Consider the following 23327-nt stretch of genomic DNA (forward strand, 5'->3'; position numbering starts at 1 on the left):
CCTCGGGTCCGAGACAAGAACGCTCACAACGGAGCCAAAGAGTGAAACAAGAGGTCGCCGAAGAGCAGCGCAAAAGCGGTATCCTGACTGGTGCCGCGATCGCCTTCCTGCTGCTCGCCCTGCCGCTGGCCGTGTGGCTGGATCTCACGGAGCTGAGCAAGACGGCGCTGCGTCGGCAGGCCGTCGATCTCAATTCGGTCATTACCAGCGTCCGCAGCTATTACGCGTCCAACGTGGTTGGCCGCATCCTCGCCAATCCAAATGGCTCGACGAAAGTCGTTCACAACTACGAATCCGTCCCCGGCGCGATCCCGATCCCGGCCACGCTGTCGCTGGAGCTTGGCCGAGTAATCGGGGCGCAGCAGGAAAACATCACCTACCGTTTCGTCTCGGACTTCCCGTTCCAGAACCGCGCCCCGCATCAGCTCGACGAGTTCGAGAAGGACGCGCTGGAAGCCCTGCGCGCCGACCCCGAGCAGAAGATCGTTGAGACGGAGACCTCGCTGTTCAACGACAAGGTCCGGCTGATCGCGCCTGTCACGATGGGCCCGGCCTGCGTCAGCTGCCACAACAGCCACCCCGAGAGCCCGAAGAAGGACTGGAAGGTCGGTGACGTCAGAGGCATCCAGGAGGTGATCATCGCCCAGCCGATCGCCGCCAACATTTTCTCGTTCAAGTTCCTGTTGGCCTATTTCCTGATCGCCGCCGGCAGCGGCTTGTCGTTCCTCTCGCTGCAGCGCCGCCAGGCGAGCCGCATCAAAGGCATGAACAAGGAGCTCGAATCCGCCAACGACTTCCTGGCTTCGCTGTCGATGAAGATCTCGCGCTACATCCCGCCGCAGGTCTACAAGAGCATCTTCTCCGGCCAGAAGGACGTGACCATCCACACCGAGCGCAAGAAGCTCACCATCTTCTTCTCGGACATCCAGAACTTCACCGCGACGGCGGAGCGGCTCCAGCCGGAGTTGCTGACCCAGCTCCTCAACGAATATTTCACCGAGATGTCGGCGGTCGCCCACGAATTTGGCGGCACCATCGACAAGTTCATCGGCGATGCCATGCTGATCTTCTTCGGTGACCCCGAGACCAAGGGCGACCGCGCGGACGCGCAGGCCTGCCTCCAGATGGCCTGGCGCATGCAGCATCGCCTCACCGAGCTCAATGCGAAATGGCGCGCCTCCGGCATCGAGCTGCCGTTCAAGGCCCGCATGGGCATCAATTCGGGCTATTGCAATGTCGGCAATTTCGGCAGCAGCGATCGCATGGACTACACCATCATCGGTGCGGAGGCGAACCTCGCCGCGCGCCTGCAATCGATCGCCGAGCCCGGCGGCATCGTGCTGAGCTACGAGAGCTTCGCGCTGGTCAGCGACATCGTCCGCGCTCACGCGCTGCCCGCGATCACGATGAAAGGCATCAGCCGCGAAGTGATTCCGTACTCCGTGGATGCGCTGAACGACGCTTCAGTGGAGACAAACGGCATCATCAGCGAGCGCGCACCGGGGCTGGAGCTCTATCTCGATCCGGCGGTGGTCAAATCCGGCGACGCGGCGCGGGTGCGCTCGCTGCTGGAGAACGCGCTGGCCTCGCTGAAGCCGGCGTGAGGAAGCGAACTTACATAGCGGCTTTTCTGATCGGGAGAGCCCTCGTGTGGCACCCCTCTCCCTAACCCTCCCCCACAAGGGGGGAGGGAACGCACTTTTGATGTGGCGACGTTGTCCAACTATCGCGGCCGTCGATCATGGTGCAACGTCGCTCCGTATTCCGCTCGGCTCCCTCCCCCCTTGTGGGGGAGGGCGGGGGAGAGGGGTAGCCCAGCAACAGGTAGGCCCGAGTCAACTCACCGCGCCGCGCCTTCCGTAAACGCCGTCTCGATCACCTCGCCAAAAGGCTGCCACGAGCGCCCGTCGAACTGGACCAGCCGCATCTGCCTGATCGGCAGGTAGCTGTTCGGCGAGGTGTTCATCCTGATGTTGGGCAGCGCGACCGAAGGCTGATAATTCCTCAGCGAAGCCGCCTGACGCATGATGTTCTCGCGCGAGAGGTCGTCGCCGCACTGCTTCAGCACTTGCGTCAGGGCCTCTGCCGCGGCGTAGCCAAAGAGTGCAGCGCTGCTGTTGGTGCTTTCGTCGTGATGGTACTTGTCCATGAAAGTGAACCAGTCCTTCATGGCGGGATCGTCCTTCCATGCGGGATCGCTCGGGTCCTTCAGAAAGGCCGCCGAGATCACGCCGGAGGAATTCTCCAGGCCTGCGGGCGCCATCGCGTTGGCGATCGAGGCGGAGGCGTCATTGACGATGAAGACCGGGCGCCATTTCAGTGACGCCGCCAGCTTGATCACCTTGGACGCCGTCGACGGCACGCCGAGAAAGACGAAAATATCGGCGCCGGCGCGCTTGAGGATCGAGACGTGTCCGTCGAGATGCTCATCGGCAATGTCGAAGGCGATGTCGACGAGGACGAGACGGTTCAGATCGCCAAGACCTTCCTCCATGCCCTTGAGAAGCGCGCGCCCGAACTGGTCGTTCTGCCAGAGCACGACGATCTTCTTCCTGGGATAATAGGCCTGGAGATAGTTGGCATAGATGCGCCCCTCCGAGCGGAACGACGGCTGCCAACCCATGGTCCAGGGAAACGCCTTGGCCTGGCTCAGCTCCTCGTCGCCGGAGGCGACGAACAGTTGCGGAATTTTCTTCGCGTTCAGATACCAGCGCGCGGCGAGATTGCCCGGCGTGCCGAACGAGCCGAACATCAGATGCACGTCGTCCTTCTCGACAAGATTGCGGGTCAGCTCCAGCGCGGTCGTCGGGTCGGAATTGTCGTCGCGGGTGATGAAGCGGATCTTGCGGCCGTTGATACCGCCGCGCGCGTTGATCATGTCGAAATAGGCGGCTTCCGCCTGGCCGATGGCGCCGAACTCCGAGAGCGGTCCCGAATACGGCATGACATTGCCGATACGGATTTCGTTGTCGCCGGTAGGTTGATCGGCGCGTTGCTCGGACATCGCGCCGAGCGACGCGAACGCGATCATCGAAACGAACAGCATCCTGCCGGTGACGCCCATGCTCAACACCTTGTCGTTGGCCCCCAACGAGGTCGGCTCACTCCGCAGCAAGAGGAGTTGATCTACGTCAAGCGTTTGTCAAAGCTGTGGCTGGATGGCGCGCTTCGACGCGGCGCCTGTTGAGTCCGACGGAAAGCGGCAGGCGTGCTGACGCGCCGACGATCGAGAGAGTCCCCGTGTGGCACCCCTCTCCCTAACCCTCCCCCACAAGGGGGGAGGGAACGCAGTTGTGCGTATCGCTGCTTCAGGTGATCACAATTGGTTTTAACTCTCTGAGCTCATCGAGCTGGTGAGCCCTATTTTCACCCGGGGCACACTGCGCTCCCTCCCCCCTTGTGGGGGAGGGCGGGGGAGAGGGGTAGCCCAGCAAAAGGCGTGTGTCTTAGCCGTACGGCTGGCAGGCAAACCTCTACGGCAGCCCGCGCGCCTCGAGCTGATGCACCAGCAGCAGCGTCGGTTCGGCGAGGCTGTCGCCGGAGCCGTCGAGGCCGAAGGCGCTCGCGATGCCGTCGCGGCTGCGCAGCAGCGCGCTACGCGGACAATGGCCGGCGCCGCAGAGCGTCTTCTTCAGGGTTTCGCCCTGCGCCGTGATGCCGGCGGAATCATCCGCGGCCCAGGCCAGCACGATCGGGACGTCGACATTGAGGATGCCGGGAAAGACCGATCGCTTGTTGTACTGGCTGGCGTCGCTGCCGAGATAGGCCTTCTCGCTATCGCTCGCGTCCTTGCCGGCGCGGTAGACCCCGGACACCAGCACGACCGCCGCGACATCGGCGCGGTCGGTCTGGAGTTCGGGATGGGCCAGCAGGGTGGCGACATGGAAGGCACCGGCGCCGTAGCCGACCGCGACGATTTCGCGGGCATCGCCGTTGAACAGGTCGATATTGCCGTGGACCCAGGACAGCGCCGCCGCTACGTCGGTCGCACCCGCCGGCCACGTCGCCGAGGGCGCCAGCCGGTAGTTGACGCGCACGCCGATCATGTCGTTGCGGGCAGCAAAGCACATGGCCTGGTCCTGGATCTGCCGCGACAGCTCCGGCGCGGCGCGGTCGCCGGTGAAGGTGTCGCCGGTCACGAATAGCAGCACCGGCCGCGGCGTATCCGCCTTGGTCGTGGCGGTGGCGACATCGAGCACATTGGCTTCGCTCTCGCCGTAGCGCAGGCCGCGCGAGAAGGTGACCTGCTCGCACAGCCGCGCGGTGCCGCCCGCGGTGGTGTCGTTGTCGGTGAGGCCGACCCGGACAACGTCGGATGGCGCGGCCGGCCACATCGGTAGGGGGCCGTGCGCGGAGGCTGCCGTCACGCCCAGGATCAGAAAAAATGCGAGGAAATTCTTCATGTCGGTGTTGGCCCTGCGTGCCCGATATGGGCTCGCGCGTTTGGCCCGTCTTTTCAATTCGCCTTATTAGTTAGCTGGTCATGAGGCGATTTCACGGCACCCATGGTTCTCCCGGCTCGTCTCCGCGCGTGGATCAATTTCCCGGCTGGAAGGTGCAATCCGCCCCGGTGCCGTCCTTTCGGCGGATGGCATTGGGGTCGATCGTGCAGCTCAGCTTGGTCAGGCTCTCGAAATTCGATCCTGCGGCGCCGTCGGGCGGAATGCCGGCCAAGGCTTCGGTGGCGAAGATCTCGCTGGCCGTGGAGCCGTTCACCGTCCTGGTCTTCTTGCCGAAGGTGACCTCGCAGTTCCGCACGGTGATGTCGACATTGCCGGCGCGACAGACGATTCGATCGGCGGTCACCACGATCGGCTTCTTGTAGGGAATGTCGCTGTTGGCGGCGAACAGCATCGCCATCGCCTTCTTCTCGGCGCCGGACAGCACCGACGACAGCGGCGCGATCACCCCCGCGAGCGCCAGCGCCGTCGAGCCCGAGACTTTTGCAGCCGTCGCGTCGGATGCATCGGCGAAGCCGGGGGCGGTTGCGACAACGAGGGCGCAAGCGAGGATCAATCGACCGGCTTTCATCTTGCCTCCCTGGACCTGCAGTCGCGGCTTCCCTCCCGCGCGGCGCGTGGAACCAGCTTAGCATGTAAACGCCAATTAGAAGGCAAGTTCGCCGGGGCTTGCGCCTTTGCGCGGTGCGGCTGTTTTGCCCCGAGGTGTCAAACGGTTATGTCGCGAGGCCGAGCCTCGCGCCGACACGGCCGTTCTACTGTGCATGGGGTTGTTTTCACGTTTTTTGTTTGGCCGGCCGGTCAGGCCTGCTTCATCGTCCGGAAGGTGATGGAATAGCGGCGCGCCTCGACCGGCGGGATGCTGTGCTCCCATTGCGACCGCGCCTCGCCGTCCATCATGTAAAGCGAGCGCGGCCGGGCTTCGAGCGTGTGGCGCTCCCATTTGTCGCCACTGCGGCGGCGGAAGCGGAATTTGCAGGACGAGCCCAGCGACAGACCGAGGATTTTGTCGAAATGCGGCTTGTCGCGGTGCCAGCCGATGCCGACGCCAGCTTCGTATTCGGTACAGAGCACCTGCCGCACGCTGCCGCTGGCGATGCCCGCCCATGCCTCGACCTGCCGCGCGATGGGGAGGAGCCAATCCGGGATCGGCTCGGCCTCGGCCAGCCGCTGCCATGTGTAGTCGTAGCGATAGCCAAAGGCCGCCACCCGGCGGTTGCCCTCGAAGGCGCCGAACTGGAAGCGCTGGAGCGGCAATGCTGCGATGCGGCCGATGAGCGCCTGCTCGACGGCGGCCTCGACGAAGTCTTCGATGTAGCGAAGGCCGGCAGGCCCTGCTTGCGGATTGGCGAACAAACCAAGCTGCGTCATTCCTCGCATTTCCGTGATGGAACCTAATAGCGGCCGATGCGACTTACATATGACGCGGAAAGTAACGTGCGAGGCTGTCATGGCAGAGAAGCATACCGCCGATCCGGCAGAGATCATGCGGGCGACCGGTCATCCTGAGCTGGAATACGCCGCCGGCTGGACCATCGCCGGTCTGGTCACCATCGGCACCATCGTCGCCGCCTGGGTGTTCGCGATCTAGCCCATTGGAAACTGCAGCTCGAACGCTGCGCCCCGATCGGTCGGCTTGAGCCTGATCGAGCCGCCATGGCTCGCCATGACTGCGCGCGCGATCGCCAGCCCCATCCCGGTGCCGCCCTGGTCGCGGCGGGTGGTGAAGAACGCGTCGAAGATCCTGTCGCGGTTCGGCGCCGAGATCGGCTCGCCGTCATTGCTTACCGTCAGACGCAGGGTCGTGCGCTCGTCGATCGCCTCCAGCCTGATGGTCCCAGCCTTGTGCCGCATCGCATTGTCGGCGAGATGCGACAGCACGATCAGCGCCTTCTCAGCTGACATGCCGATCATCAGGTCGAGGCTGCCGCTGGCCTCGATTGAGCTCACGGGAAACCGGCTCCTGAGGTCGGCAATCACGGGCGCCAATTCCGTGCGCTCGTTTTGCGGCAGGCTTTCGGCACGCGCGAGTTCGCGCAGCCGCTGCGCCATCGCTTCCAGCCTATGGGTGTCGGACAGGATGTTGGCGATGAACGTCTCCTGCTCGGCCGGCGTCAGGCTGCCCGCTTTGCCCTGAACCGAATCCTGCAACAGCTCGGCGGCGCCCTTGATCGAGGTCAGCGGCGATTTCAGTTCGTGGGTGAGATGGGCCGAGAATGTCGCGATATAGTCCGAGCGCCGCGCCAGCTGTTCGGCCATGCCGAGGAAGCTGTGTGAGAGCTGCGCGAACTCGCGCGTACCGTAATGCCGGAGCGGCCTGAACGCCTCACGGTCGCCGCGGCCTATTCTGGTGGCGCGATCGATCAGCTCGCGCATCGGCAGCGTGATGGTGCGCGAGAATACGAGGCCAATGGCGATCGTGCCGAGAATCACGGCAAGCCCCGCCAGCACGAACTTGGCCCGCTCCTGGTAGAGATGGTCGAAGATGTTGCTTGGGGTCCGCGTCGTGTAGATCACCCCCGCAACCCGGTTGTTGACGATAACAGGCATTGCCGAAAACACGTGGACGCCGAGGCCGCGGCTGAAGGAATAGATCGACGGCGGCGGCTTGTCGGGCACGCGGTTGCGTAGCGTGGCGCGGTATTGGCCGTGCAGCGCGTCGGCGACCTCCTCGATGTGGGCGAGCGATTGCCCGATCTCCTGCCGCCCCGCGATCACCACGCCTTGGGGATCGAGGATGCGAAAGCCCGCCAGCGTCACCTTCTGGGTCTCGCGGATGATCGGCGTCAGTCTTGCGCCGATCTCGACATAGCCGGGTTGCGCCGGCTGGGCCGCCGTCAGCGCCTCGGGTCGCCGCCGCAGCAGGTCGTTGGCGGTGAGATCGAGCGCGGGCCGGATTGGCGTGACCTGGTCGCCCGGATCAGGCAGCACGCCTGACGGCACCTCCGCACCGAGCGTGAGGCCGCTATCGAGCTTTGCTGCGACTTCCTGCGCATAGATCGTCGCGAGCACGCGGCTCTGCGCGATCAGCTCGGCTTGGGTCTGGCGGATCAGCTGGTTGTCGTAGAGACGGAAGAAGAACAGGCCGACCAGCGGCAGCACGCCGACGGTCGCCAGCACCGTGAAGATCACGAGGGTGAGCGAGGGCCGCCACTTGTCCGGCGCCGCGCTCATGCCTCTTTCTCGCAGCGGCCGAGCTTGAAACCGACGCCGTGGATGGTCTCGATGACGTTGTCGCAGGCCAGCGCCGCGAGCTTGGCGCGGATGTTGCGGATGTGGCTGTCGATGGTGCGGTCGGAGACCTGGATGTTGAGCTGGTAGGCCGCCCGCATCAGCTGCTCGCGGTTGAACACCGAGGTCGGCCGGGTCAGGAAGGCGCGCAAGATGCCGAACTCGATCGCGGTCAGCTTCAGCGGTGTGCCGGCGAACGACGCGACATGCTGCTCGGCATCGATCAGCAGGCCGCCTTGCGCGAGTGCCGACGGCCCCGCCTTGGCCTCGCCATTGCGCGGGCTGAGACGGCGCAGGATGACGTTGACCCGCGCCACCAGCTCGCGCGGGCTGAATGGCTTCGTCACGTAGTCGTCGCCGCCGATCTCGAGGCCGAGAATGCGGTCGATCTCCTCGTCGCGGGCCGACAGGAACAGGATCGGCACGTCGGAGCTCTTGCGGATTTCCCGGCAGACATCGAGGCCGTCGAATTCGGGCATGCCGATGTCGAGCACGATCAGGTCAGGCCTGTCGGCGGCAAAGCGGGTCAGCGCCTCCTTGCCGTCGCGCGCCTCGATCACGTCCATGCCGGCTTTCTTCAAAGCGACGCGGATGACCTCGCGGATATGGCCTTCGTCGTCGACGATGAGAATGCGATGCACCAAGAATCTCTCCGCTGCCTCGTCAACCCACCGGCTGATCGTTCGCCAGCGCGTCCAGCCTGCGCTGAAGCCGCCAGCCCCGGAAGCTCCAGCTCCGCCAGGCTAGATCCTGACGCTGGACTTCTACAAGCCGATCGCGCCGCGACACAAGGCAGTTGTCGCCCGGGCGATGAGCGATGACCTTGTCGATGGCAGGCAGCGCCTGCGGCCCGAGTGTGAGGAGATAGTTGGCGTCGATGCTCAAGCCCTTACCCGAGATCTCGTTGCTGTGACTCAGATTATAGTCGGCGATGAACGCATCGAAGTTCATCAGCGAGCAGCCATACAGCGCGATCGTTAACGCGATCAGATTGGCGCCGACGAGCCATTGGTTGGACCTGTCGAGCACGATACGGGCGACGATCAGGATCAGCCCTAGCGCCACTAGCCCCATCCAGATGAAGGCTGCGATTCGCCAATAGGTCAGCATGTAGATGTCGACGTAAAGTTCGAGGCGAAGGATGGAGGAGGCGACTAGCAGGACGTTTTGTCCCACCCAGAGATAGACCAGCGGCCGGATGATCTTCGATTTCTCCGCCGGACCGCCCGGGCGCATCGTCACCAGCACGAAGGCGGCGGCGAGCAGCGCGGTCGCAATCAGCGGATAGGCGCCGCGATGAGCATAGGCCGCATAGGTCATGTTGGCCGGCAGCGCGACATGCCCCCAGAGATAGATGCCGTCGAGAATGGATTGTGCCGCGAACAGAAGATTGAACAGGATCAGCGAGCGCAGGATGGTGGAGGGGCCCAGAAACTCAGCTGAGACTTGCGACTGCAGCGGCGGCGGCACGGGGATATCGGCGATAGTCGTGGTGACAATCGTCCTGCGCCGCCAGCGCACATGGATGAACGGCCAGACCAGCGACAGCATCATGGTCCAGAACAGCACACGCGGGATGCTGACATAGTCGAGGATGAGCTTTGGATTGAGCAGGAACACCCATTGCTCGATCAGCGGATTGGCTGCGGCGAACAGTGCGATGAACACAGTGCTCAGCGCGGCAGGCAGAAGCCAGAGTGCGATGCTCCGAGTGAGTGTCGACATGTTGAAGATTTGAAGCGCTTCGGGGAAGACCCTGAAGGGACCAAACAGGACAAAGTTTCGTAGCGCCCGGGCGCGGTCCGCGAGGTCCGTCGTCCTCGAATTAGTTGCGAGCAGCAGTGCCATTAGCAGCGCCGCGACGAGGATCAGGAAGGACAGCGTGTTGAGCTCCTCTGTCGCCGGCACGAGACCGGCGACGAGAATGGCCATGCTGGTGATGTCGCGTCGCAGGTCCAGTGCCGCATGATTGAACAGCACCGACACGCAAGCCGTCGCGATCGCAAAGAGCGTCAGCGATAGCCCGATACGCGGGCCATAGAACAGCCAGTCGGCGAGCGCAACCAGTGCCAGTGCGAGGCCAAGCTTGGCAAGAATGGAGGAAGGCCTGATCGGCTGGAGGTCCGCTGCTATCGTCGAAGCCAGGCTCGTCATGTTCAAATGACCTTTCGTGATGGGTGGCATCACGAAGTCTGAACGTCGTTTGTGCAGAAGGCGGGATTGTCGTCTGCACGAGTTCAGGAGTCTTTTGCAGATTATGTGCAGGCGCGCTTTTGGTCCTTACGCGGCGCAAGTCGCTTTGATAGGTGCGATGCGTTCATCACATTGGACGTGACGCATCATGCAATCCCTCAACCGCATCGGTCTCATTCTGCTCTGGCTTGCCGCGCCTCCCGTCGCGTTCGCGGCCGCGAACAAGAACGATCCTTATCTGCTCGTACTGCGCGGCGCTGGAAATATCGCACTTGTCGTCACAAGCGTCGTAATCTTCATCGTGCTGCTGCGTCGCGGGCTTTGGCGCAGCATCCCGGGCAAGCTGCTCGTCATGCTCTGGTGCGTTCCGCCGCTCCTGATGTCGGCGGCGCACCTGAAATTTGAACTGCGCAAGCACGGCGTTCTCGGGGCGAGCGCCACCGAAGCACGCGGGCTCGGATCTCACTTCATGGTCGGCTATTCTTCCTTCCCGGAGGTCGCGCGCCTCGCCGAGCAAGGCTTGATCGGCGGTATCTACGTCACCCGGCACAACATCCGGGGCCGGACCGTGGAGGCGCTGCGTGCCGAGATCGCGGCGCTCCAGGACAAGCGGCAAGCCGCCGGCCTGCCGCCGCTGGTGGTCGCCGCGGACCAGGAGGGTGGCATCGTCGGGCACCTTGCGCCGCCGCTGACGAAGCTGCCCGCGCTGGCGACGCTTGCCGGCCTTGCCCCCGATGACCAGCAAGCCAAAGCGGCCGAGTTCGGCCGCATCCACGGCCGTGACCTCGCCCGGCTCGGCGTCAACCTCAATCTCGCGCCGGTGCTCGATCTCAAGCCGCCGGGCCGGCGCAATCGCCTCGACTTTCACACACTCATCGGTCAGCGCGCGATTGCGACCGATCCAGCCGTCGTCACCGCGATCGCGAGCGCTTATGTACGCGGGCTGGAAGAATCCGGCGTCGGCGCCACGCTCAAGCATTTTCCCGGCATCGGGCGCGTGCGCGCCGACACGCATCATTTCAGCGCCAATCTCGACACGCCGGTGAAGGAGCTGGAGGCAACCGACTGGCTTCCGTTCCGGGAGGTGCTGTCGCATTCGCACAGCGCGCTCATGGTCGGGCATGTCACGCTCACGGCCGTCGATCCCGATCGCGCCGCCTCGCATTCGAGGCGTGTCGTCGAGGGGATCATCCGCGACAAATGGGGCTACCAGGGCGTCGTCATGACCGACGATCTGGTGATGGGCGCGATCTACCAGCACGACGTCTGTCAGGCCGTGGTCGAGGCCATCAACGCGGGCGTCGACCTGCTGCTGGTCGCCTATGACGGCGCGCAATTCTACCGGATTTTCGCTTGCGCCCTGGACGGATCGCGGCAGGGCAAGCTCGATACGGCGATGCTGCGCGCAAGCGAAGCGCGGCTCGCGCAAGGTTTCCCGTCCGAGCAGGCGCGAGCCGCCTCACGCACCGTCAGCGTCGCCCGCCAAAACTAGCCCTTCGCGAACTGCCGGTAGTCAGGCTCGCGATGAAACCAGAACTCGTAACCGGTGACGGCCTTCTGCATGGCGACATCGTGGATCGGCTGGTTGAGCGGAATGACGGGAACGTCGCGCATGCAGAGCGCGATGAAATCCTTCACGGCCTTTTCGTACTCGGCAGCATCCGTGGCGAACCGCGCCTTGTCGATCAGCGTGTCCATTTCCTTATTCTGGTAGGAGGAGATGTTGAAGATCGAGTTGTCGCCGTGGAAATTCCAGTAGAAGTAATATTCCGGGTAATCGAGCCAGCCGCTGAAACGATTCAGCGCGAGCGGCAGCTCCTTCTTGTTCAGCGTCGTGCGCCAGTTCGCGCCGGGAATCTTGTCGATCGCCGCCTTGATTCCGATCTTGGCCAGGCTCTCCTGGATCAGGATGGCCGTCGGCTCGCCGACCGTGGCGGTGCCGGTATCGAGTGACAGCGTCGTCTCCAGCCCTGACTCGAAGCCCGCCTCCTTCATCAACGCCTTGGCCTTGTCGAGATCGGTGACGTAGGGAAACGGTTGCGGCCACACTGGCTTTGAAACGTCCGCCGCTCCGCCATACATCGGAACGGCGCGTCCGAAGAACGCACTGCTCTGGATCTGCTCATAAGGCATCGCCCAGGCGACGGCCTGGCGCAGCTTCACATTGTCGAACGGCGGCTTTGCCGCGTTGAGCGCGACGGACCAGAGCGCATTCGGGATCGGCACGCCCGAGACCTTGACCTTGCCCTCCCGAATGATCTGCTCGAAGTCACGCGGCGCGAAGCCGCTGGAGATATCCGCATCACCCCGCTCCAGCATGGCGCGGCGGGTGCCGGCGGAGGGGACGTCGCGCGCGATCACGCGCTTGAGCTTCGGGAGAGGCCCGCTCTTCCAATCGTCGAAGCGCGCCAGCACGGTCTCGCTGCCCGGCTTCCAGCTCTCGATCCTGTAAGCGCCGCCGCCGGCCTCGTTGTTCCTGAGCCACGCCAGCGCCCACGGGTCTTCCGCCGTCGCGTTTTTTTTCGCGAGCTCCGAGTTGATGATGAAGGGCACGACCACCGCGACGTTGAACAGCAGCATCTTGTCCTTGCGCACATAGTCGATGCGGAACGTGTGGTCGTCGACCACGACGAACTGCTCGGGCTTTTCCAGCGATCCCGCCGACATCTGGAAGGTCGGAAAGCCGCCGACCTTCACCGCGCGGTCGAAGGACCATTTGACGTCGTTCGCGGTGACCGGCGTGCCGTCGTGGAATTTCGCGTCCTTCCGCAATTTGAAAGTGCAGGACATGCCGTCGGCGGCAACCTCCCAGCTCTCGGCGAGTTCAGGTGCGAGCTTTTCGCGGTCATAAGACAGCGTGCCGTCGGGGAGCGTCTTGGAGGCGTAGCTCAGCAGGCGGTCGTAGCAATTCCAGGACAGCCCGTTCACGGTCTGGTTCGAGCCGACGCCCTGCATGTCGAGCGAGTTCGGGCCCAACTCCTGCACCACCAGCAGCGTCACTGCGCGCCCCTGCGCCGAGGCAAAGCGCGGAGCGAGGGTCGTCAGTCCGGCAGCGCCGAGGCCGCCGAGCACGCCGCGGCGGTTTAGTTCGAATGATGATGCGCTCATGGGGTGCCTCACTCTTGAGAGATTTGCACTCTTAAGAGGCAAGGCGCATGCCATCGCCCGCGCTTCACGGCGTCACATCCTGCGCGGACCTCAATCCTACGGCGTCACCGCTCCGCGGCTCACGGCGCGCGGGGCGGTCAGCTCTTTCCAGGTGGAATTGGCGACATGCACGGGTGAGAACGCCGGGCGCTCGACGTAATGCCCGTCGCCGGCCTCGGCGCGGAGATCGCCATCCCTCCAGACGATTCGGCCGCGAGACAACGTCGCCGCCGGTCCGCCGGTGCAGGAAAAGCCCTCGAACACGTTGTAATCGATCCGGCTCATCTGCCGCTTCGCGCTGATGGTCTTGCTCGCCTTGGGATCCCAAACCACGACATCCGCGTCCGAGCCCACGGCGACCGCGCCTTTGCGCGGATAGATGTTGAGGATGCGGGCGATGTTCGCCGAGGTCACCGCGACGAATTCCTCTTTCGTCAGCCGCCCCGTAGCGACACCGGCGGTCCACAGCAGCGCGAGGCGATCTTCGAGGCCGCCGGTGCCGTTCGGGATCTTTCTGAAATCGCCGAGCCCGAACCGCTTCTGCTCGGTGGTGAAGGCGCAGTGGTCGGTCGCGACCACCTGCAGCGAGCCGGCTTGCAGACCGGCCCAAAGACTATCCTGATGCGACCTGTCGCGGAACGGCGGCGACATCACGCGCTGCGCGGAATGATCCCAGTCCTTGTTCCGATATTCACCGGCGTCCAGCAGCAAATGCTGGATCAACGGCTCGCCATAGACGCGCTTGCCCGCCGCACGTGCGCGCGCGATCGCCTCATGCGCTTCGCGGCAGCTCGTGTGCACGATGTAGACCGGCGTCCCCGTCATGTCGGCGATCATGATGGCGCGGTTGGTGGCTTCGCCCTCGACCTCCGGCGGTCGTGAATAAGCGTGTCCCTCGGGCCCGGTGACACCGCGCGCGATCAGCGCCTCCTGCATCAGGGCGACGACGTCGCCGTTCTCCGCATGCACGACGGGCATGGCGCCGAGATGGGCGCAGCGAGCGAACGAGTTGTAGAGCTCGTCGTCGTTCACCATCAGCGCGCCCTTGTAGGCCATGAAGTGCTTGAAGGTGTTGATGCCGTAGGTTTTGACCACGGTCTCCATCTCGTCATGGATCTGCTTCGACCACGACGTTACCGCCATGTGGAAGCCGTAGTCGGAAGCCGCCTTCTCGGATTTGTGCCGCCACTCCTGATAGGCCGCGAGCATCGACTGGCCAGGATCTGGCAGGCAGAAATCCACCACCATGGTGGTGCCACCGGCCAGCGCCGCCTTGGTTCCCGATTCGAAATCGTCCGCGGTGACCGTGCCCATGAACGGCATTTCGAGATGGGTGTGCGGATCGATGCCGCCCGGGATAACGTAGGCGCCGCCGGCATCGACGATCTCGCTGCCGGTGGGCGCATCGAGCGACTGCCCGACCGCGACGACGGTCGCGCCGTCGATCAGCACGTCCGCCCGGCGCGAATGATCATGATTGACGACGGTGCCGCCGCGGATGAGGAGGGGCATTGGAGCTCCGGAGAGAGGCGTAATCCTCGCGAAGCTAAGCGCGCCGCATGCGATGCGACAGGTGAAATTTTAGCCAGGCGCCGCCGACAGTTGAGCCGTGTTCTCTCGGCATCTACGCCGCCCGCGCGATCAGTCCGTCGACCATCGCGCGCACCAGGCCCGCAATTTCCTTCCGGAGCGCCGGCAGCGGTACCGCGACCAGTTTCTGCTCCAGTCCCAGCGCCACCATGCCATGCACCGCCGAGAACAGGCTGCGCGCGGTGATGCCGAGCTCCTCCCGACTGCGTTTTGGAAACAGCGCGGCCAGCGGCTTGGAGACGTGGCGGAACAGCTGCAGCTGGTCGTCGATGGACCAGTCGGGGAGGGGCTTGTCGGCTGCCATGCGGTGCTCGAACAGCGCACGCCATAGTTCGAGATTTTCCGCGGCGAAATCGCAATAGACGAGGGCGATGCGGACCAGCCTCTCAGGCGACGGCTCGCCCGCGCCTTCCGCCGCGCTCAGGGCCTCGTCGAGCCGGTGCAACGTGCGCGAGCCGACTCGCAGGATCAGCTCGTCCACATCGGCTACGAGATTGTAGACCGCGCCGTTGGCGCAGCCGATCTCGCTGGCGAGATCGCGGGTTTTTAGGCCCGCCAGTCCCCTGTCGGCGATCATTCGTTCCGCCGCCAGGATCAGATCGGATCGAAGTTTCTCCCGGCGTTCCAATGCCTTAGTCATCTGCAACCAAATTTCTGAGCGTTGCTCAAATATTTCTTGAACGAAGTTCAAGTTTCTTGCTACAAACCATCTGTGAGCAACGCTCATAACAAGGAGCTTAAGATGTTCAAGACCGTTGTGACACTTTTCCGCGGTAGCGTGGCCGCCGCCGGCGAGGAGCTGGAAGACCGGACAGCCCTTTTGATCCTCGATCAACAGATGCGCGACGCGGCCGCCGCCCTCGAGCGCGGCAAACGGACCTTGGCGCTGGCGATCGCACAGGACCAGCAGGAAGGCCGCAAGCTCGAGGCGACCGTCACCCGCATCGCCGATCTCGAGACGCGCGCGGTTGCGGCGCTCGATGGCGGCCGCGAGGATCTCGCCAACGACGCCGCCGAAGCCATCGCGGGCCTCGAGGCCGATCGCGATGCCGCGCTGACGGCACGCGCCTTGTTCGCGAGCGAGATTGCCCGGCTGAAGCGGCACGTCGCAAGCGCGCAGGCCCGCATCACCGAGCTCGACCGCGGCCGCCGCGTCGCCCGTGCCTCGGAAGCGGTGCGCTCGCTTCGCCGCAGCGGCATCGAGGCGGCACGTCCCTACGAATCAACGCTGCCGGAGGCGGAGAGCACTTTGAGGCGTCTTCGTGAGCGGCAGATGGAAGCCCAGGCCGCCGACGACGCGCTGGTCGAACTCGATGCGGCCACCGGTCCGCTCGCCACCGCCGAAAAACTCGCCGAGCAGGGTTTTGGCCTCCGGCTCAAGACGACCGCGGACGACGTGCTGGCGCGGTTGAGGTCCAAGCGTACGCCGACTGTCTGATCCCAATCCATCATCATTCGAACCAACAGGAGACCATCATGAACCAGAACGGCCAGCTCCACAGCGGCGCCTGGGTGACCTTCACTTACGTGTCCTTCGCAGCCTCCGCCTTCCTCGTCGCCGTTGGCGTCTTCTTCCTGCCGATCGATTTCTGGATGAAGGGCTATCTCACCATGGGAATCGTGATGCTGATCCAGACCTGCGTCACTCTGACCAAGACCATCCGCGACAATCACGAAAGCAGCCGGATGGTGAACCGCATCGAGGATGCCAAGGCGGAACGTCTGCTGATGGAAGTCTCCAAGGCGGCTTGACAAGCATAGACAATCCGCAAGGAAGCAGCGGAGCAATGCACTCCGCTGCTTCGGCGCCGGAGCGCATTTCGTCACCTCATATCGCGCCTGCGAAATGCAACAGAGCCATGACGATCCCGCGGGCGTGCGCTCTTGCGCAATAGCACGGGCAGGGGCAGTCTTCACAGGCGGCGCACAACAACGCCGCCAATAAGATGTGCTTACAAGGTCTCGGCGAGGAACCTCATGGCAGCGACGCGGATCGACTGCGACATCCACCCGGCGGTTGGTGGCACGCGCACGACGCTACTGCCCTATCTCAGCGATCACTGGAAAGAGCAGGTCGTGAGCCGCGCCATCGACGGGCTCGATCTCACCTCCTATCCGCCCGGCATGCCGCTAAGCGGCCGCGCCGACTGGCGTCCGGCGACCGGCGCAAAGCCTGGTTCCGATCTTGCGATGGTACAGAAGGGCGCATTCGAGCAGTTAGGTGCCAGCCACGCGATTCTCAACGTGCTGTATGGTGCGCAGGCCGTGTTCGACCCCTACATGGCGGCCGACTTCTGCAAGGCGATCAACGACTGGATCGCGACTGAGTGGCTGTCGCGCGATCCGCGCTTGCGCGCCTCGATCGTGGTGCCGATGCAGGACCCGGATCTGGCGATCGAGGAGATCGAGCGCCGCGCCGGCGATCATCGCTTCGTCTCGATCCTCGTGCTGGCGCAGGGCGAGACGCTGCTGGGACGGCGGCATTTCTGGCCGGTCTATCGGCTCGCGGAAAAGTACAAGCTGCCGCTCGCGATCCACGCCGGCACGCAATATCGGCAGGCGCCGAGCTCGGCCGGATGGCCGTCGCACCGCTACGAATATTACTTCGTCGAGGCGCAGGCGTTTCAGGCCCAGATCCTAAGCCTGATCTATGAGGGCGTGTTCGGCAAGTTTCCGGACCTCAAGGTCGTGCTGATGGAATCCGGCGTGAGCTGGCTGCCGGCCTTCATGTGGCGCGCCAACAAGACCTGGCGCGGGGTGCGCGTCGAGGTGCCCTGGGTCGAGCGCGAGCCGGCTGCGATCATTCGCGACAATTTTCGCGTCACCATGCAGCCGTTTGATGCGCCGGGCGACGCCAGAAGCGTCGAAGAGATCATCGACCAGATCGGTTCTGAGAAGATGTTCCTGTTCGCGTCCGACTATCCGCACTGGCAGTTCGACGGTGACGATCCGATCCCGCCGAACCTGCCGAGCAGAATCATCTCGAAGATGTGCGTCGACAACCCGCTGGAGACATTTCCGCGGCTGTCGCTCGCCAACTAGACCGGAGGTTTCGCATGAGTGAGGTCATCGACCGCCCGCTGCGAGAAGAGGAAAGGCCTGCCGCGACGCGGCTGCGCATCGTCGATTGCGACGTCCATCCGAGCCTGCACTCGTTCGACGATCTCAACGAGTTTCTGCCAAAGCGCTGGCAGCAGCATCTGAAGGAATATGGCAGCCATTTGCGCACGCCCTATCTGTTCACCACGCCCTATCCACGCTCCTCGCCGTTGATCGCGCGGCGCGACGCCTGGCCGCCGACGGGCGGGCCGCCCGGCTCGGATCTCGCTTTCATGCAGAAGCAGCATCTCGATCCGCTCGACGTCGAGTTCGGGATTTTGCAGGTGCTCGATCTCTTCATCTTCTCGCAGCAGAACCTCGAATTCGGCGCCGCGATCCAGCGTGCCATCAACGACTGGCAGCTGGCGTTCTGGTCGCATCGCGACCCGCGCCTGAAGGCTTCGATCCTGGTCGGCCAGGATGGCGTCGATCTCGCCATTGCCGAGATCGAACGCTGCGCGAAAATCGGCGAATACGTCCAGATCAACGTCTCGCCACGCGCCAACGAGCCGCTCGGCCGTCGCCGCTACTGGCCGATCTACGAGCGTGCCCAAGAACTAGGTCTTCCGCTCGGCATCCATGTCGGCGGCTATGGCGGGCATGCGCCGACCGGTGGCGGCTGGCCGTCCTATTATGTCGAGGAGCACCAGTCCAACGCGCACACCATTGCGGCGCAGCTTGCCAGTCTCGTGATCGAGGGCGTGCCGGAGCGCTTTCCAAAATTGAAGTTCGTCTTCATCGAGGGCGGCTTCGGCTGGATCCCGTCCGCGGTGTGGCGGATGGACCAGCATTTCGAGCGGTTCCGCAGCGAGGTGCCGCATCTCAAGCGCAAGCCGTCGGAATACGTCCGTGAGCATTTCTGGTTCACGACACAACCGATCGACGAACCCGACGAAGCCCGGCATTTGCGCTCGCTGATCGAATGGGTCGGCATCGATCGTCTCTTGTTCTCGTCGGACTATCCGCACTGGGATTTCGACGATCCGCGTTTCGCCTTCAAGACGCCGCTGACGGAAGCTGAGCGGACCAAGATCTTCAGCACCAATGCCCGCGCGGTCTACAAGTTCTGAGAAGGTCTGCACGGTATGGCCCGTCACATCGTCGCGTCCATCTCGGAGATCCCACCCGGTGGCAACAAGGTCGTCGATGTCGCCGGCCGCGACATTGTCGTGTTCCACGTCAATGGCGAGTTCTTCGCGCTGCTGAACCGCTGCCCGCACGAAGGCGCGCCGCTGGAGAAAGCGGCCTGTGTTGCGCGGCTGACCTCGCCCGAGCCCGGCATCTATCAGCGCTCGCGCGTCGGCGAGATGCTGCGCTGTCCCTGGCATGGCTGGGAGTTCGACATGCGCAATGGGCAGTCGTGGTTCGATCCGAAGCGCGTCAAGATAAGGTCATATCCGGTCGCGGTGGAGCGCGGCGAGGAACTCCAGAAAGGCCCGTATGTTGCCGAGACGTTTCCGGTGCATGTCGAGGACAGCTACGTGATTGTCGAGGTCTGAGTAGCCGTTTCGGATTGTGATTTCGCCGCAAGTGGGATAAGCCTCGCCCGCATTTGTGGCGGAGATGAGCTTTGTCGAAACAATCCCTGCGTGAAGAGGCCGAGCGCCTGATCCGCGAATCGATGGAAAAGAAAACCGTCGTCGTCAAGCAGGGTGATACCCGCATCGAGGCCGTCTGCGGTAAGTGCGGCGCCCCGAACCGGGTGCAGGCGCCAAAGGGCCAGACCCGCATCAAGTTCGCCTGCAAGAATTGTGGGCATCAGCAAGAGACGCTGTAGGTTTCTTCGCCCTCTCCCCCTGTGCGGATGCAACCCTCATCCGGCGCTTCGCGCCACCTTCTCCCACAAGGGAAGAAGGAAAAACGCCTACTCCCCCTTCACGAATTTCGCGAATGCATCCGCATGGTCCGGATGCCAGCGTGACAGCGGCGGGCGGTTCTCCACGATGTCACCGGCGGCCCACAGCATGCGCTTTTCGTCGAGCGCGCGCGGGACGTCGTTGTCCGGGCACAGGATGTAGAAATCGCCGGCCTCCAGCCGCGCCAGCATGAAATTCACGGTCTGCTCGGCCGTCCAGGCGCCGGCCGGCTTATCTGTCCGGCCCTTCGCGGTAAGGTTCGTGAAGACGAAGCCGGGAATCAGCAGATGCGCAGTGATGCGGCAACCCGCAGTGCTGCGCAGTTCGTGCTGGAGCGCTTCCGTAAAAGCTTTCACGCCGGCCTTGGAGACGTTGTAAGCGGGATCGCCGGGCGGGGTGGTGATGCCCTGCTTCGAGCCGGTGTTGATGATGAGCCCCGCCCTGCCGCGCGCGATCATGCTGGGCGCAAAGATGCGCGAGCCGTTGATGATGCCCCACATATTGACGCTGATGATGCGCTGCCAATTGTCAGGTTCGCCGAACAACGTGCTGCCGGGCTGGATGCCCGCATTGTTCATGAGGATGTCGGTGTCGCCGAAGCGCTCGCGCACGGCGCGCTCGAGTTCCGCCACGCTCTCGGCCTTGCTGACGTCGATCGCGAAGGTCATCACATGTGTGGCAGACGTTATGGATGACAGTCTTGTTGCGGCCTCCGTCAGCCGCGCCTGATCCACATCGGCGATACATACCTTCATGCCGTCGCGCGCGAACGCCAAAGCCGCGGCGAATCCGATCCCGGACGCGCCGCCGGTGATTACGGCAACATTGTCTTTGACGATGGCGGGATGCGGCATCGATCGTTCTCCGGGGAGGGGGCTCGGTCGTGCTATAACATGGCACTCGCGCGACCCTGCACAAGTCGGCATGGGAGGTCTTCGTTCCGCGCCGACTTTATGCCTCTCCTTTACGCCTGTCCGGCGTCGCAGTATTCTATCGACCAACGATCCCACCCAGATCGAACCAATCCATCAATTGAAAGGGAGTTCAGCCATGGCTGTGTCGCAGGCTATTCCAATCACGCGCCATCCGTTCGCCAATGGGTCCTACAAGCAGATGTTGATCGACGGGAAGTGGGTCGATGCCGCCTCCGGCAAGCGCTTCGAGACCCACAACCCCGCGACCGGCGAACTGCTCGCAACAGTGGCCGAGGGCGAGAAAGAAGATATCGATCGCGCGGTTGCTGCCGCTCGCCGCGCCTTCGAAGGGCCGTGGAGCAAGGTCAAGCCGTTCGAGCGGCAGAACCTGCTCCTGAAGCTTGCCGACCTCGTCGAGAAGAATTTCGACGAATTGTCGCAGCTCGACACGCTCGACATGGGCGCGCCGCTCAGCCGTACCCGCGCCTATCGCCTGCGCGCCGTCGGCATGCTGCGCTATTATGCCGGCCAGACCACCGCGATTCACGGCGAGACCATCGAGAACTCGCTGCCCGGCGAGATATTCTCCTATACGCTGAAGGAGCCGATCGGCGTCGTCGGCGCCATCATTCCCTGGAACGGTCCGCTGACTGCGACGATCTGGAAGATCGGTCCGGCGATCGCGACCGGCTGCACCGTCGTGCTCAAACCCGCCGAAGAAGCGCCGCTGACCTCGCTGCGCATCGCCGAGCTCGCGATGGAAGCGGGCGTGCCGCCCGGCGTCATCAACGTCGTGCCCGGCTATGGCGAGACTGCGGGCGCGGCGCTTGCCTCGCACCACGACGTCGACAAGGTTGCCTTCACCGGCTCGCATGTCACCGGCCAGTCGATCATCCGCGCCTCGGCCGGCAACCTCAAGCGTGTCTCGCTCGAACTCGGCGGCAAGTCGCCGGACATCGTGTTCGCGGACGCCGATCTCGATGCGGCCGTGCCGGGCGCCGCGATGGCGGTGTTCGCCAATTCGGGGCAAATCTGCAGCGCCGGCACCCGGCTGTTCGTCGAGCAGTCGATCTACGAGGAGTTCGTCGGCCGCGTCGCCGAGTTCGGCAAGAAACTGCAGGTCGGCAACGGTCTCGATCCCAACACCCAGATCGGACCACTGGTGTCCGAGCAGCAGCTCGAGCGCGTCACCAGCTATCTCGACATCGGCCAGAAGGAAGGCGCCAAGGCGCTCGCCGGCGGTGGCCGCGTCACCGAAGGCGCGCTTGCAAAAGGCTTCTTCGTCTCGCCGACGGTGTTCGCGGGCGTCCAGGACAATATGCGGATCGCGCAGGAGGAGATTTTTGGTCCCGTCATCTCCGCGATCGCGTTCAAGGACATGGACGAGTTGGTGAAGCGCGCCAACGCCACCACGTTCGGTCTCGGCTCCGGCCTGTGGACGCGCGACGTCAGCAAGGCGCATGCGGTCGCGAAGAGCCTGCGTGCCGGTTCAGTGTGGGTGAACTGCTACCAGGCGATGGACCCGGCTGTGCCCTTCGGCGGCTACAAGATGAGCGGCTACGGCCGCGAATCCGGGAAGCAGCACGTCGAGGAATATCTCAACGTCAAGGCCGTCTGGATCAAGACGGCCTAACGCGCCATCGCGTCCGGACTTCAGCGATCGGTCCTGCTTGCTGCGACGACAGAGCGCTTGCAGCGACCTGAGGTTGTTGCCCGGACGCTACATGCGATTTTGAAAGCGCGCGTCGTCCGCGCTTTTGCAAGACTTGCTATCCCATTCCGAATGTCGGCCGGTTAGTTCTAGTCACCGTCAATCTTCGGAATTGGAATATCGATAATGCTTCGCTTTGCTCCGATCGTGTTTGTGGCTTTGGGTGTCGCCTCGGCGCAGCCCGCACTCGCGGCCGATATGACCGCACGTGCGCCAGCGTACAAGGCGTCGCCACTGCCCGTCGCCTACAATTGGTCGGGCTTCTACGCCGGCGTGAATGTCGGGTACGGGTGGGGCGATGGTGCGAACGATCTCGCGCCGCATGATCCGGTCTTCACCGCGGGTGTGCTCGACGTCGCACTGGCGGGCGGCCTTGTCCCGGCTTCGCTGGCAACAAACGCGCGTGGCGTAATGGGCGGCTTGCAGGCCGGCTACAATGTGCAGACGGGCTCGTTAGTGTGGGGCGTCGAAGCCGATATCGCGGCGGCCGACATCAAGGGTAGCTCGACGGTGACCCGAACCTTGCCGGTCTTCCCGACGATCATGACCACGCAAGATCAGAAGGTCGACTGGTTGGGGACCGTGCGCGGCCGGATCGGTGCCACCGTCACGCCCGACTTGATGCTGTACGCGACCGGCGGTCTTGCCTATGGGCACGTCAAGGCATCGACGTCGATCGTGGATCCCACGGGTGGGAGCGGCACGCCCTGCCTCAATGTGATCTGTAGCGCCGGCGCAGTGGAAAGCTGGCGCGTGGGCTGGACGGTCGGCGGCGGTGGCGAGTACCGTTTTGCGTCGAACTGGAGCGTCAAGCTCGAATATCTCTACTACGATCTCGGCAGCGAGAACTACACCATCTTCAATCCGCTGTTCCCGATCGCCCCCGGCCCGGCGCGCGGCTTTGACTCAACCGCGAATTTCACGGGCCACATCGCACGGGTCGGCTTGAACTACAAGTTCGGCCCAGGCGCGGTCGTTGCGAAATACTGACCTGCCGTTCTGAGCAAGCAACGAGCCCCGGGACCACCCCCGGGGCTTTTTGATTCCGTCGCCTCTTTTGGCTGGCCAGCCATCCCCGCATGCAGCTTCCGAGCTGCGAGCCTTTCTCTTATGGTCCACGCCTCTC

At 63.8% G+C, this 23327-nt stretch carries 22 protein-coding genes; 11 read left to right on the forward strand and 11 right to left on the reverse strand.

The window, feature by feature from the left end; translation table 11 throughout:
• Window positions 1–41 precede the first annotated feature (41 nt).
• Window positions 42–1604, forward strand: coding sequence for an adenylate/guanylate cyclase domain-containing protein (locus tag AC0L3C_RS08360; RefSeq protein ID WP_473407642.1), 1563 nt, complete (start codon window positions 42–44; stop codon window positions 1602–1604).
• Window positions 1605–1840: 236 nt separating this feature from the next.
• Here the strand turns inward: AC0L3C_RS08360 and AC0L3C_RS08365 are convergent, their stop codons facing one another.
• From AC0L3C_RS08365 to AC0L3C_RS08380, 4 genes are all read right to left on the reverse strand, one after another.
• The gene (locus AC0L3C_RS08365; protein WP_473407720.1) at window positions 1841–3064 is read right to left on the reverse strand and encodes an ABC transporter substrate-binding protein; all 1224 of its coding nucleotides are present in this window, start codon (window positions 3062–3064) and stop codon (window positions 1841–1843) included.
• A gap of 409 nt (window positions 3065–3473) precedes the next feature.
• The gene (locus AC0L3C_RS08370) at window positions 3474–4403 is read right to left on the reverse strand and encodes an alpha/beta hydrolase (RefSeq protein ID WP_473265679.1); all 930 of its coding nucleotides are present in this window, start codon (window positions 4401–4403) and stop codon (window positions 3474–3476) included.
• Window positions 4404–4536: 133 nt separating this feature from the next.
• Window positions 4537–5031: a hypothetical protein gene (locus tag AC0L3C_RS08375; protein WP_473265680.1), complete on the reverse strand. Its 495-nt coding sequence runs from the start codon at window positions 5029–5031 to the stop codon at window positions 4537–4539.
• A gap of 230 nt (window positions 5032–5261) precedes the next feature.
• Entirely contained in the window at window positions 5262–5831 is a 570-nt protein-coding gene (locus AC0L3C_RS08380) for an alpha-ketoglutarate-dependent dioxygenase AlkB (RefSeq protein WP_473407643.1), read from the reverse strand.
• 79 nt (window positions 5832–5910) lie between these two features.
• On the opposite strand from AC0L3C_RS08380, the gene AC0L3C_RS08385 reads away from it, so the two are divergent.
• Window positions 5911–6051, forward strand: coding sequence for a hypothetical protein (locus AC0L3C_RS08385; RefSeq protein ID WP_007597071.1), 141 nt, complete (start codon window positions 5911–5913; stop codon window positions 6049–6051).
• Here AC0L3C_RS08385 and AC0L3C_RS08390 read toward each other — a convergent pair.
• From AC0L3C_RS08390 to AC0L3C_RS08400, 3 genes are read right to left on the reverse strand one after another with little or no spacing between them, the layout of a single operon-like run.
• The gene (locus AC0L3C_RS08390; protein WP_473283573.1) at window positions 6048–7634 is read right to left on the reverse strand and encodes an ATP-binding protein; all 1587 of its coding nucleotides are present in this window, start codon (window positions 7632–7634) and stop codon (window positions 6048–6050) included. The genes AC0L3C_RS08385 and AC0L3C_RS08390 overlap by 4 nt on opposite strands.
• Window positions 7631–8335 carry a response regulator gene (locus AC0L3C_RS08395; RefSeq protein WP_473283571.1) on the reverse strand — a complete coding sequence of 235 codons (705 nt, stop codon included), beginning with the start codon at window positions 8333–8335 and terminating at the stop codon, window positions 7631–7633. Before AC0L3C_RS08395 ends, AC0L3C_RS08390 begins: the two co-directional genes overlap by 4 nt.
• Before the next feature lie 19 nt (window positions 8336–8354).
• Window positions 8355–9845 carry a DUF4153 domain-containing protein gene (locus AC0L3C_RS08400; protein ID WP_473407644.1) on the reverse strand — a complete coding sequence of 497 codons (1491 nt, stop codon included), beginning with the start codon at window positions 9843–9845 and terminating at the stop codon, window positions 8355–8357.
• A 187-nt stretch (window positions 9846–10032) separates the two neighbouring features.
• Here AC0L3C_RS08400 and AC0L3C_RS08405 point away from each other — a divergent pair, with 187 nt between their 5' ends.
• The gene (locus AC0L3C_RS08405) at window positions 10033–11376 is read left to right on the forward strand and encodes a glycoside hydrolase family 3 N-terminal domain-containing protein (RefSeq protein WP_473407645.1); all 1344 of its coding nucleotides are present in this window, start codon (window positions 10033–10035) and stop codon (window positions 11374–11376) included.
• Here the strand turns inward: AC0L3C_RS08405 and AC0L3C_RS08410 are convergent.
• From AC0L3C_RS08410 to AC0L3C_RS08420, 3 genes are all read right to left on the reverse strand, one after another.
• A complete protein-coding gene (locus AC0L3C_RS08410) occupies window positions 11373–12992 on the reverse strand; it encodes an ABC transporter substrate-binding protein (RefSeq protein WP_473407646.1) in 1620 nt (539 codons plus the stop codon). The genes AC0L3C_RS08405 and AC0L3C_RS08410 overlap by 4 nt on opposite strands.
• A gap of 96 nt (window positions 12993–13088) precedes the next feature.
• Window positions 13089–14543: a dihydropyrimidinase gene (gene hydA / locus AC0L3C_RS08415; protein ID WP_473407647.1), complete on the reverse strand. Its 1455-nt coding sequence runs from the start codon at window positions 14541–14543 to the stop codon at window positions 13089–13091.
• A gap of 112 nt (window positions 14544–14655) precedes the next feature.
• Window positions 14656–15261, reverse strand: a complete 606-nt coding sequence (locus AC0L3C_RS08420) for a TetR/AcrR family transcriptional regulator (protein WP_473265711.1) — start codon at window positions 15259–15261, stop codon at window positions 14656–14658.
• 102 nt (window positions 15262–15363) lie between these two features.
• Here AC0L3C_RS08420 and AC0L3C_RS08425 point away from each other — a divergent pair, with 102 nt between their 5' ends.
• From AC0L3C_RS08425 to AC0L3C_RS08450, 6 genes are all read left to right on the forward strand, one after another.
• Window positions 15364–16059, forward strand: coding sequence for a PspA/IM30 family protein (locus AC0L3C_RS08425; protein WP_473265688.1), 696 nt, complete (start codon window positions 15364–15366; stop codon window positions 16057–16059).
• Between the two features lie 38 nt (window positions 16060–16097).
• A complete protein-coding gene (locus tag AC0L3C_RS08430; RefSeq protein WP_473265689.1) occupies window positions 16098–16373 on the forward strand; it encodes a YiaA/YiaB family inner membrane protein in 276 nt (91 codons plus the stop codon).
• A gap of 225 nt (window positions 16374–16598) precedes the next feature.
• Window positions 16599–17663, forward strand: a complete 1065-nt coding sequence (locus AC0L3C_RS08435) for an amidohydrolase family protein (protein WP_473407648.1) — start codon at window positions 16599–16601, stop codon at window positions 17661–17663.
• A 14-nt stretch (window positions 17664–17677) separates the two neighbouring features.
• Window positions 17678–18790, forward strand: coding sequence for an amidohydrolase family protein (locus AC0L3C_RS08440; RefSeq protein WP_473407649.1), 1113 nt, complete (start codon window positions 17678–17680; stop codon window positions 18788–18790).
• 15 nt (window positions 18791–18805) lie between these two features.
• Window positions 18806–19219 (forward strand): Rieske (2Fe-2S) protein, encoded by a 414-nt coding sequence (locus AC0L3C_RS08445; protein ID WP_007615093.1) that lies wholly within the window; start codon window positions 18806–18808, stop codon window positions 19217–19219.
• A 71-nt stretch (window positions 19220–19290) separates the two neighbouring features.
• Window positions 19291–19497, forward strand: a complete 207-nt coding sequence (locus AC0L3C_RS08450) for a hypothetical protein (RefSeq protein WP_007615092.1) — start codon at window positions 19291–19293, stop codon at window positions 19495–19497.
• A gap of 87 nt (window positions 19498–19584) precedes the next feature.
• Here AC0L3C_RS08450 and AC0L3C_RS08455 read toward each other — a convergent pair whose 3' ends face one another.
• The gene (locus AC0L3C_RS08455) at window positions 19585–20430 is read right to left on the reverse strand and encodes an SDR family NAD(P)-dependent oxidoreductase (RefSeq protein ID WP_473265692.1); all 846 of its coding nucleotides are present in this window, start codon (window positions 20428–20430) and stop codon (window positions 19585–19587) included.
• A gap of 196 nt (window positions 20431–20626) precedes the next feature.
• Here AC0L3C_RS08455 and AC0L3C_RS08460 point away from each other — a divergent pair, with 196 nt between their 5' ends.
• Entirely contained in the window at window positions 20627–22123 is a 1497-nt protein-coding gene (locus tag AC0L3C_RS08460) for an aldehyde dehydrogenase family protein (protein WP_473407650.1), read from the forward strand.
• Between the two features lie 204 nt (window positions 22124–22327).
• Window positions 22328–23191, forward strand: coding sequence for an outer membrane protein (locus tag AC0L3C_RS08465; protein ID WP_473265694.1), 864 nt, complete (start codon window positions 22328–22330; stop codon window positions 23189–23191).
• Window positions 23192–23327: the final 136 nt, after the last annotated feature.

Source organism: Bradyrhizobium sp. WSM4872, from assembly GCF_055811715.1.